12 protein-coding genes are annotated in these 10,757 nt (G+C 49.7%); 1 reads left to right on the forward strand and 11 read right to left on the reverse strand.

Annotated features, from left to right (window positions below):
* From HKN79_10295 to HKN79_10320, 6 genes are all read right to left on the reverse strand, one after another.
* Window positions 1–524 (reverse strand): M1 family peptidase (locus HKN79_10295; protein ID NNC83956.1); only part of this gene is annotated, 524 nt, incomplete at its 3' end.
* Between the two features lie 138 nt (window positions 525–662).
* On the reverse strand, window positions 663–1,346 hold the full coding sequence (locus HKN79_10300) for an ABC transporter ATP-binding protein (protein ID NNC83957.1): 684 nt from the start codon (window positions 1,344–1,346) through the stop codon (window positions 663–665).
* Window positions 1,343–2,605 carry an ABC transporter permease gene (locus HKN79_10305; GenBank protein NNC83958.1) on the reverse strand — a complete coding sequence of 421 codons (1,263 nt, stop codon included), beginning with the start codon at window positions 2,603–2,605 and terminating at the stop codon, window positions 1,343–1,345. The genes HKN79_10300 and HKN79_10305 overlap by 4 nt, the downstream gene beginning before the upstream one ends.
* A gap of 1 nt (window position 2,606) precedes the next feature.
* Complete coding sequence (locus HKN79_10310) at window positions 2,607–3,704, reverse strand: HlyD family efflux transporter periplasmic adaptor subunit (protein ID NNC83959.1); 1,098 nt, start codon at window positions 3,702–3,704, stop codon at window positions 2,607–2,609.
* A 73-nt stretch (window positions 3,705–3,777) separates the two neighbouring features.
* Window positions 3,778–4,875, reverse strand: a complete 1,098-nt coding sequence (locus HKN79_10315; protein NNC83960.1) for a T9SS type A sorting domain-containing protein — start codon at window positions 4,873–4,875, stop codon at window positions 3,778–3,780.
* A gap of 83 nt (window positions 4,876–4,958) precedes the next feature.
* A complete protein-coding gene (locus HKN79_10320; protein NNC83961.1) occupies window positions 4,959–6,179 on the reverse strand; it encodes a hypothetical protein in 1,221 nt (406 codons plus the stop codon).
* A gap of 89 nt (window positions 6,180–6,268) precedes the next feature.
* On the opposite strand from HKN79_10320, the gene HKN79_10325 reads away from it, so the two are divergent.
* Window positions 6,269–7,384 (forward strand): formylglycine-generating enzyme family protein, encoded by a 1,116-nt coding sequence (locus HKN79_10325; protein ID NNC83962.1) that lies wholly within the window; start codon window positions 6,269–6,271, stop codon window positions 7,382–7,384.
* A 78-nt stretch (window positions 7,385–7,462) separates the two neighbouring features.
* Here the strand turns inward: HKN79_10325 and HKN79_10330 are convergent, their stop codons facing one another.
* The 5 genes from HKN79_10330 to HKN79_10350 all read right to left on the reverse strand — a co-directional run.
* The gene (locus HKN79_10330; protein ID NNC83963.1) at window positions 7,463–7,786 is read right to left on the reverse strand and encodes a hypothetical protein; all 324 of its coding nucleotides are present in this window, start codon (window positions 7,784–7,786) and stop codon (window positions 7,463–7,465) included.
* 54 nt (window positions 7,787–7,840) lie between these two features.
* On the reverse strand, window positions 7,841–7,996 hold the full coding sequence (locus HKN79_10335; protein ID NNC83964.1) for a hypothetical protein: 156 nt from the start codon (window positions 7,994–7,996) through the stop codon (window positions 7,841–7,843).
* A 155-nt stretch (window positions 7,997–8,151) separates the two neighbouring features.
* Entirely contained in the window at window positions 8,152–9,627 is a 1,476-nt protein-coding gene (locus tag HKN79_10340) for a cryptochrome/photolyase family protein (protein NNC83965.1), read from the reverse strand.
* Complete coding sequence (locus HKN79_10345; protein NNC83966.1) at window positions 9,624–9,761, reverse strand: DUF2256 domain-containing protein; 138 nt, start codon at window positions 9,759–9,761, stop codon at window positions 9,624–9,626. The genes HKN79_10340 and HKN79_10345 overlap by 4 nt, the downstream gene beginning before the upstream one ends.
* A gap of 2 nt (window positions 9,762–9,763) precedes the next feature.
* Window positions 9,764–10,757 (reverse strand): deoxyribodipyrimidine photolyase (locus HKN79_10350; GenBank protein NNC83967.1); only part of this gene is annotated, 994 nt, incomplete at its 5' end.

Genomic DNA, 10,757 nt, shown 5'->3' on the forward strand with positions numbered 1-10,757 from the left:
TAAACGGCCGGCTTCGGGTACCATTGGGTGATCTGATAGGCTTGTTCCAGATGTCCGAGTCTGGACATGGTTCCTTTGGGAAGCTTGATATAGAATGGAGTGCTAATCTGAATAGATGCCCCTGGTCTTAGGGGTTCATCTAGATAGAGCAGGCAGATATCGATATGGTCCGGATGATAGTCCCAGCGAATGGGTCGACCACCGACTTTGAAATCGAGGGAATCGATCCACCCTTGTTGATGCGGGGCATCCAGATATTTGCGCTTTCCACCGGCCGCACGCTTCTGCTTGCCCAGAGCGGTCTCGTTGTTTCGATACGCATTGGGCCAGATATGGAAGTAGAGCGTATCTAGGATGTCAGGAGAATTATTGATGTATTCTATCTCCTCATAGGCGGAGAGTGAATGCTCCTCATCGTTGAGGCTGACATCTATTCGGTAATTGACCTCTTGCTGAAAATATTCCTGTGCAGTGAGAAGCGAAGCACTGACCACCGTTATCAGGAATATGAAATACCTATGCATGAACTGTTGATGATTCACCTGTACGAGAATCGTTGAGAGTGGGTCGATGCAAGATAGTGAACTAGCGGAAGGTTTGGGCAATTCCTTTTCTTGGTTCAGAGCTAATGCGAAAGTGAACGTTTTAAGAAAACTGCATGTTCATTTACCATGGTCGATGATCCGCCCATCGGCCATCTCGATGATGCGGTCGGTCTTGCGCGCAAAGTCCTTGTCGTGGGTGACCACGAGCAGAGAGAGTCCCACTTCATGGGTCAGTCGTTTGAAGATGTTGAAGACATTCTCCGAGTTCTTCGAGTCCAAGTTCCCAGTGGGTTCATCCCCCATGATGATACGCGGATCGTTGATCAAGGCCCTAGCGATGGCCACGCGTTGCTTCTGTCCTCCCGAGATGCGGTTGGCCTTCTTCTGGGCCTGATCGGCTATGCCCAGCATATCCAGTTTTTCCAGGGCATTCTTGCGTATCTGAGAAGGACTCTTCTGGGCGAGTTTCCGGGCGGGTAGCATCACATTCTCCAGCACGGAGAATTCAGGCAATAGATAATGGAACTGGAATACGAAACCGATCGATTCATTACGAACACGTGCAAGTCGCTCCGCATTCTGTCCTGTCAATCGGTCCCCATTCAGATGTAGTATTCCCTCGTAGTCCGTGTCCATGGTGGAGAGGATGTAGAGCAGGGTTGATTTCCCACAACCTGACTTCCCCATGATGGATACAAATTCTCCTTCATCGATGCTGAAACTGATGTCTTTGAGCACATGGAATCGCACCGGTTCGGTGAAATATTTGTCAATATGCTCCGTGCGCAAAATGGTGCTCATCGTCCTCTGATGATATCTACGGGGTCGATCTTCTCCGCCTTGCGAGCGGGCAGGTAACCGGCCAGAAAGGTGGATATGATCGCAAAGCTCATCCCTACTATATAGAAGAAAGGGTCGAAATTGACCGGATAGGTCTTGATAGTGGGAAGAGCTTCTGTCTCAAAAGGAGTGACCGAGATAAGTACCGACACTCCATAGCCGATGATCAAACCGAGAATGCCGCCCACCAAGCCTAGCACCAATGCTTGAGCGATGAATATCTGTTTGACATCGCCTCCAGAGAAGCCGGTAGCCTTGAGAATGGCGATATCGTTCATTTTCTCATAGATGAACATGTTGAGGATGTTGTAGATTCCGAATCCGGCAACGATGAGCAGGGTGATCGATACGGCATAGGTGATCAGATTCCTGATCTGCGTCCCCGTTTCGAACTGGGCATTGGCCTCTTGGATATCTATCGCGTTGACCTGATAATTGCGTCTGATCTCATCGGTCAGTCGAGGAGCTTCTGCGATGTCATGGAGTTTGACATTGAGGTGGGAGATATAGTTCCCTCCTTCGCCCAAGAGTTGTTGGGCCGTGTTGAGATTGACATAGCTCTGTACATTGTCCACCTCGGCCAGTCCGCTTTGGTAAATGCCTGCGATCTTGAGGGAGATGATACCGCCTTGGGCCGTACTCACCTGTATCTTATCACCGATATCCAGCGACATCTTTTGGGCCACTCCGGCACCAAGGAGGATACTATTCTGATTCTTCAGCAGGTCCTCTGCATCCCCTTTGACGATATACTCATCGAAATTGTAAAGACGCACTTCTTCTTTGGGGCGTATTCCACTCACAAGTCCGTTCAGTTGGTTGGACCCGGCCAGATAGAATACCCGCGCTTGCGCCCATGGACTGACCCCTTTCACACGCTCGTCTTCCATGAGTTTATCCATGATAGGAATGGCATTGTGGATACGCTCTTGACTCATTTTCGGGCGGATGGACCGTACTACTTTGAAATTTTCGGCCCATTCGTCCACCAGATCGATGGGCTGTGTCTCACTGGGAGCGATCTCATTGTAGATCTGGATATGCGGTGTGCGATTGAGGATGAGGCCATCCAGCAGGCCGTTCAATCCGGTCATGAAACTGACCAGAATGATGTAGGATCCTATACCGAAGGTCACCCCGAGTCCTGCAATGACCGATTGCTTCATACGCGAGAGCAAATGGGTCTTGGATATATCCAGGATGATGCGTGGGTCGGTCATCTCAGTCAGGAAGATAGAGGGTACTGGTACTGTCCAATCCGCTGAGTATCTGTACGCGGTCCAGATTGCGCAGACCTATTTCCACTTCGATTTCTCCTTCATCAGTGATCACTTTGTCATCGGCCGTGAGATAGGCCAAGGGGATGTGCAACACATCCTCGATCGTGCGTATGGTGATATTGGCTTCTCCGGTCAGCCCTGCATAGAGTCGGGGAGGAGGGGTGATGAATCGAGCTTCCACCTCGAAGGTCTGTGTGCGCTCATCTTTCATGGGGTCGATTCGGCTGAGTTCTGCCTGAAAGACCTCACCAGGATATGCATCCAAGGTGATATAGGCCTGCTGTCCAACCTCCACACGTGCGATATCCACTTCATCGATGGACATCTTCAGAATAAAATCGGTGCTGCTGCCTAACTGTGCCAGTGCTTCCATCGATCCCAATGATTCTCCTTCCTCTTTCAGAATGCTGTATACCATTCCATCCATGCGTGAGGTGATGGAGAACTCATCGAGTGAGGTCTCTGCTCTATCGAGTGCCAATAAGGCCCTGCGATAGTTGCTCTCGAGTTCGTTCTTCTTCTGAATGAAGTTCTTTCGGGCACGATCCAATGAATTCAGCGAACGATCATAACGGAGTTCGGCCTGCTCGAAGTCGCTCTTGGAGCCGATCTTCTGTTCCCACAGCCTTTTCTGACGAAAGAAGTTGGTAGAGTCCAGTGAGAATTGTTTCTCCAGAGAGGCGATCTCATTCTCCAGACTGGATAGAACGGCCGCCTTTCCTTGATAATTCTCTCTTGCCAGTTCTGCTTGTATGATCGCATCGCTCTTTTGCAGATCGGCCCGATCGGAATCGATGGTCGCCAGGACTTCACCGGTTGCAACGGTATCCCCTTCCTTTACATGGATGGATCGGATGATGCCTGTGCTTGCAGCAAAGACTTTGTAATATCCCTCCGGTTCAACTTGTACCGAGGCATATACGGACTCGATCAGGTCGCTGGTCTCAGGTCGGATACCTTCTTTTCCACTCGAGCAGGAGCCGAAGAGAACGATTCCGAGTACAAGGAGGATCGTGAAGAGAGATGACCATATGCGCATGTTGCGAAATTCGCGTAGTGAGCGGCATATTCGACTGACAATTATCAGTATGCACCGCTGATAAAGGATAGTTTCAGTGGATGGTCACCTGCCGCATAGATCTTCCTGCGTCATGGATGACCTCCAAGAAATAGAGCCCAGCATTCATCGAGCTGACATCGATAGTGATTGGCGCCTGAGAGCTGATCGATGTTGAAGAAGTCCACATCACCTTGCCTTGGATGTCCAATAGGTTCACCTCAGTGATCGAGACATCGTCCATCTCCAGGGTGAAGCGTCCATCATTGGGATTGGGGTAGAGTGCACGGATCAGGTCATTCTCTGGTAGTCCTACCGGAGGAGTAGCCACACTTTTAAAGCTGTATTGCTCTAAGAACACGGCCGAATCGAAAGCACTATCCAAGGCATCACCGATGGCCAGTTTGAAATGATAGGTCTCACCCGGGATCACCTCGAGCAGGGCACTCAGTCCGGTGGTCATCCCGTCCAGGGCTGTTGATTCGATCGGGCAATTGTCGATATAGTATTCACAGTTCATACATGGACCACTGGGGCCTCCACTGAAACAACCAGTGTTGCCATTATTGACCGTATTGATACTGACCACGGTGTTATTGATCGGTAGAATGGCGATGTTGTCGGCATCATTTGAGAAGTTGCCGATGATGCCGGGTCCGGACACGAAGAAACCGAAAGCATCATTGAAGGAATTGACATATTCCGGATACTCCTCCGACCCGAAGGCATAGTTGAAGGTGATGTATTGGAATTCAGGAACAACATCGAATTCCAGGATCGCTTGGTCGTTGATATTGTCGTTGGACAATAATTCCAAGTCCGGATCTCCAGATTGACCATTGACTATGTTCAGCGTTGTCTGTTCTCCGACCATGACCGTATCCCCATTAAAATCTACATCTATCACTGACCCTGTGCTCATTACAAGTCCTTGGGCGATAGGTATATAGCCTCCATTGTTCTGAAAGGTGCCTATCTGCTGATTCATAGAATCACCAGGAAGCCCGTTCATACTGATAGAGTTGATCACAACTCCTGTCCCTTGAAATACATCCAGGACATACTGCTGAACAGTAAGGTTGTTCTGAACGGATGGCTGAGCAAAAAGGGAAGTTGAGAAAAGGATGATCAGAGAGTGAATCAAAAGGCGCATGGGCTGAGGGGTCTTGGTTCAGCTCACAAAGTATAGAAAAAGGCGGGCATGGGCCCGCCTTGATATCTACGATCCTGTTATTCTCATCGGTCGCCTCGACTCTTTGAAGAGCTGTTGGTCGACTTACTGGAGGACTTGCTCGGTGAAGAGGAGCGCGTAGTACTCCTAGTGGTGCTACTCGGCTTGCTGGAAGAGCTCGAGCGAGTGCTTGTTCGCGGTTGGCTCGGAGTAGACGGCTTGGAGGGCTGGGTCACGCGCTGGGGTTTCTCTGTTCGGGTAGATCGGGTCGATTCGCTTGAAGTCCGGGGTTTGGCCTCACGAGTAGAAGTATTGGAGCTAGGTTTGCTTTCTCTCACTTCAGGAGTGCTACGTGGCTTAGCCTCATCTGTACGAGAGACCTTTGTGCCTGTCCCAGTGTTTCGGTCTGCGGGTGCTACCTCCCGGCCACTCTGGTTCTGAGTGGGTTTTACATCCCGCGTTGTCGAGGGCTTCCAATCCGATCGTATCTCCTTCCCTGTGGTCTTCACGTCCTTTGCTGGCCGTGGCTTGGCGAGTGTCTGTGTGCCGCGCTTGTTGTCGAGTTCGTATTTGTTCTTGACTCCGTCATGTCGCTGGGCAAAAGCTCTTTCAGGTCGATCCTTGGCCAAGTCCTTACGACTAACATCCCTGCTCAATTCCTTGCAAACGGCACTTCTTCTATAAGGCACATAGTGATAGTGATGATGTACATGTACCATAGGGCGTATGTGGGCATGATAGACATGCCACGGGTAAGGTCTCCATACCGACCAATAACTCGGGTAATATCCCCAGTACCACGGAGAATGCCATACACTCCATCGCGGGCCCCAGAACCACGTGTATATCACCGGAGGCCTCACATAGACCGGTTCGATGATATAGTCCGGACCGTACATGTAGACATCCCCTACGATCTGCACCCGGGTATCCCCGCTCTTATCCTTCTCTACATCGATATAAGCCACATCTTGATAGCTGTCTTTTCCGATCACAGCCTGGATAGTGATAGAATGCACATTACCTTTTTTCTTTTCCAAGACCCTTAGATAATCCACATAGCCATCCTGATTCAAATCGAGATTGCTGTAGCGAGATTCGGGGTCATTGAGCTGTTGTTCGAAGTCTTCCAAATCCTTTGCTTCTGCAAAAAGAGAGGCCACGGCCTCAAGATCCAGATTGTCACTGATGTCGGTATTGACCGCTTCAATGGTGGTCTTGTCTTGTGCGAATCCATTGATTCCCAGTCCGATAAGTAGTATGAAGGAAAGTAAATGCGTTCTCATATCACTAGGTATTTAATCCTTAGACTTCAATGAATGTGCCAAGTTTGAATCTCCTATCTTGAAGCGGTCTAAGTGTATTGTCTCAATAGATGAGGATTTCGAGAAAGCGATATATACCCGTGTTCCTACCTAGAGACTCATTTCTATCCGTTTTCATCTTGATCGGGCTGTCGATAGGCTGCGCTCAAGAAGAGGACGAGTGCTGTGAGACCATAGAGGCAAGCCCACGTACTTCTTACACATACGATACCTCCCTTGGGAAAGCAGATACGACCGGCATGGTCTTCATACACGGAGGAGAATTCCTCATGGGTAGTGAAGATGAGCAGGCATTGGAACGGGAAGGTCCGGTAAGGCGGGTCAAGGTCAGCTCGTATTGGATGGATAGCCATGAGGTCACCAATGGCCAATTCCAGGCCTTTGTGGATGCTACAGGCTATGTCACCGAAGCAGAGCGACCGGTGAATTGGGAATCTATGAAGAAGCTGTTGCCAGCAGGGACACCTCGCCCTCCCGATGCGCAGCTGCAAGCCGCAAGCATGGTCTTCGAGCCACCTGATGGGATTCAAGGTCACAATGATCACACGGTCTGGTGGGCTTGGGTCCCCGGTGCAGATTGGAAGCATCCCAGCGGTCCTGAATCTGATATTGAGGGAAAGGAGGAGTCACCTGTGGTACACATCAGCATCCACGATGCACAGGCCTATGCCCGATGGGCCGGTAAGCGTCTACCTACGGAAGCAGAGTGGGAATACGCAGCCCGTGGAGGGCAGCAGGGGAACTATCCCTGGGGCAATGAAGAGGTAGAAGAGGGGTATCCCAAATGCAATTCCTTTCAAGGAAATTTCCCCACGATGAATACGGTATGGGACGGGTTCGTTCATCGGGCTCCGGTAGGCTCCTTCTCGGCCAATGGATATGGTCTCTATGATATGGCGGGAAATGTCTGGGAGATCTGCTCCGATCACTTCTATGCAGAAGCCTACTCGATGACAGGGAACGACACTCTCCTCATCGATCCCCAAGGACCCCATGGTTCAAGTGGATACCACACCATCCGAGGGGGGTCTTTCCTCTGCAATGACAGCTATTGTAGCAGTTATCGGGTGAGTGCCCGTATGCCGCATGAGGACGGTGCCGCTACAGATCATATAGGATTCCGTTGTGTACTCCCTATGGCTGACTGGTCAGGGGTCATGGACTGAAATAAAAAAGACCCCTGAAGATCAGGAGTCTTTTGTGCTTCGAGCATCTAGTAGCTTGTGGTCTTAGTGAAAGTCTTATCAGAAGATGAGGATGGCCAGTAGAATGATGATGATCAGTCCGGCACCTGAGATATAGACACCATGGTTTGCGTGGGCCCGCATCTCTTTCTTGATATATCTGAGTTCGGAGCGTACTTCTTTCTTCTCTGCACGTTCGAGTTGCTTGAAGTCGATTTCTTGGAGTTGGACCAAACGGTCTTCAAGTTCATTGACACGCATGGTGCGGTCTTCTTCACTCATTTCCAATACGGTCTGCTGGTCGAGACGCTTGATTTCTTCACCTCCTGCGTAGAGTAGTGTACTGCTTACGAAGAACATGAGGGCTATGCTGATCTTTTTCATGATGTTGATACTTAAGGGATTTATACTGTGGTTCTGCTAATTGAACAAGAGATGTCAAATGACACTTTCCTGTTCGGATACTTCTTCTTTGGCTTCTTCTCTCACTTCGAAGTCGTGGTCATCTTCCCGTGAGGTCTGTATGCGTTTCCACCAGAGGAGACCGAGCACGATGGCCGAGATTCCTGCGATGATTATCAATATCTGTGACATTTCTTTTAGAGGATTTGATTCGCTCTTAGAGATTCAAAGGTCATTCCACCCCACCCATTCTTGACAAGACACTGAAAATCAATGATATAGAAATATTTTATCCCCGGAAGGTCTCCGGTCTTTGGGGAATCGATTCCCCGATATGTAGAAGGTCTTCAGAGGGATTCCAGGAAGGTATCCGCCCTTTCCAGATGGTCATTCAGCGTGTCCTTGCCCATTTTATCCAAATTGCTGAGCAGCATATTGAGTCGCGGATTGGATGCGAAGAAATCCCGATGCACGTGCATGAATCTCCAGAACAGCCCGTCCCAGGTCTCTTGCCATTCGCCTTTGGGATAGTCGCTCATCTTCATCAGGTAATTGCTGCTACTGATGTAGGGTTTGGTCGACATGAGTCCGCCATCTGCAAACTGACTCATGCCATAGACATTAGGCACCATCACCCAGTCATAGGCATCGATGAATAGCTCCATGAACCAGCGATAGACTTCGTCCGGATCGAACTCGCAGAGCAACATGAAATTGGCCAGTACCATCAGTCGTTCGATGTGGTGGCAATATCCTGTCTTCAGCACTTTCCGAATGACATTGTCCACCGGGAGAATGCCCGTTTCTCCGGTATAGAAGCTCTCTGGGATCTTGCGCTCGAATCCCCAGAAGTTCTTTGTGCGTTCTTCTACACCCTTAGCGATGTACACCCCTCGGATGAACTCCCTCCAGCCGATGATCTGTCGTACGAATCCTTCGGTGGAATTGATGGGTACATCATGCTCTGCGGCATATTCCAGAGCTTTGTCCAATACTTCTTGCGGGCTGATCAGACCCACATTGAGCATGGGCGTGAGTACAGAGTGATGGAGTATGGAGGCATCTTTCACGATGGCATCCTCATAGGGTCCGAATTCGTGGAAGCGGTGTTCCAAGAATTTCTTCAACCACTTTAATGCCCCCTCTCGATCATGCGGATACAGGGGCGTGTCTTGGACCTCACCGGGATTATCGGCAAAGTGCTCTTCGACATAGCTTTTGGCTTCTTTGAAATAAGAGTCGCTGTCCGGAAATGAAATACTAGGCGGTGTTTTGCTCTTGGGGTATTTCTTGCGATTCTCCTTGTCGTAGGTCCAATCACCTCCTTGAGGTCCACCGTCCTGGGTCAGAAGGATACCTCTGCGCTTCCGCTCATCTTTATACCAGGTGGTCTGGAAGAATTTCTTCTTATCCGACCGGAAGAAATCACTCAGTTCATCCTTCGTATTTAGCCACATCGGACTGGCATACTCCTTTAAAGAAATATCGTGGTCTCTGCACTTGGCCTGCAATCGCTTCTCTAACCAGTCATCACAGGGGTCCATATAGTGCACACGCTCCACCTTGCGTTCAGCCAGTGCTGCGATGAGGTCGCGGATGTCGTTGTGGTCGGATCGGCAATCCAGATATTCCACTTCATATCCCGAGTCTGAAAGACGATCGGCATAGGCCCGCATGCTTGCCCTATGAAAGACCAACTTCTGCTTGTGGAAGGCATACTGCCTGAAGAAAAGATGTTCTTCTACCATCACGATAGGTAGGTCCGTATCCCATGGTAAATCATCGAAGAGTTGATGTGGAAAGATCAGCCCGAGTTCTTTCATGCAGAGTGTCGGTTTCTTCGGCAACGCTCACTGCAATTTCTCACCTGTTCCCAATCGCGTTCCCATTTCTTTCTCCAGGCGAAAGGGCGTCCACAGGTCATGCAGTCTTTTTGTGGAAGATGGGATTTATCCATGCTCAGAAAAGGGTCTTTTGTCCAATCTCTTTAGCGCATCGTTTCCAGAAGGCAAAGAAGGAACGATAATAGCTTTTCACGCTGAACATCCAGTCGCGCTCATCCATCGTCCCTTCGAAATGTTGATTGAAGGGATGTTCCTTGAAGTAGATGTCCTGAAGGCCATGGGACTGTTTCAATGCTTTGAATTCTCCCACATGAACTTGAAGCTCTGAGATGTTCTGACCTAGATCCAGAATGAATTGCAAGGATTTTTGAGAGATGGGATATTCCTTGAAATGAGAGGGTTCAAGCAAGAGGATCCGATCAGCATCCATCTCTGACCTCCACTGCGGATCTAAGTTATAGGTAGTGTAGATGAGAGTAGGTCGTTCTGGGTCGATGTTGAGTTCATCGGTACTGGGCAACTCGGTCTGCAGTTCGGGGTCAGCAAGATCCTGGAGCACCGTTGGAATATCTAATTCATCGAATTCTGCATAGGGGATATCCAAGAAGGTTCCGCTCTGATCGCTATGGCAGTATTTATTGATATTTCCCTGATTGGCCACGTACTGCTTTCCACTATTTGCCCCAGCCACCCATTGCCAACTTAAAGCATTGCTGGCCCAGTCCCCATCCAAGAGGTGGTAGTACATCCAGCGCGCAGGTGTTTTCCAATGCGAACCACCTACGGTACAGCAGATAGCAGCTACGTACATGCGCACATGGTTATGCATATAGCCCGTGCGATAGAACTCCTTAATGGCCTGATCGATGGCCTCAATGCCGGTGTCAGCTTCTATCACCGCTCGGGGCATCTGATGATTCTGCACATCGGGCTGTGGTCTTCGCAGATCGGAATTGATGGAATCTCCCTTGGCCATCCATACCTGTTGCCAGTAATCCCGCCATGCGAGTTCTTGGATGAATTTCTCTATCTGTTTAGGGTCGTAGCCACGCTCTATCAGAGAATGATAGACCTGCCGGGTGCTGATGGCACCGCGTGAGATGTAGGGA

It is taken from the genome of Flavobacteriales bacterium, from assembly GCA_013001705.1.
Classification (GTDB): Bacteria; Bacteroidota; Bacteroidia; order Flavobacteriales_D; family JABDKJ01; genus JABDLZ01.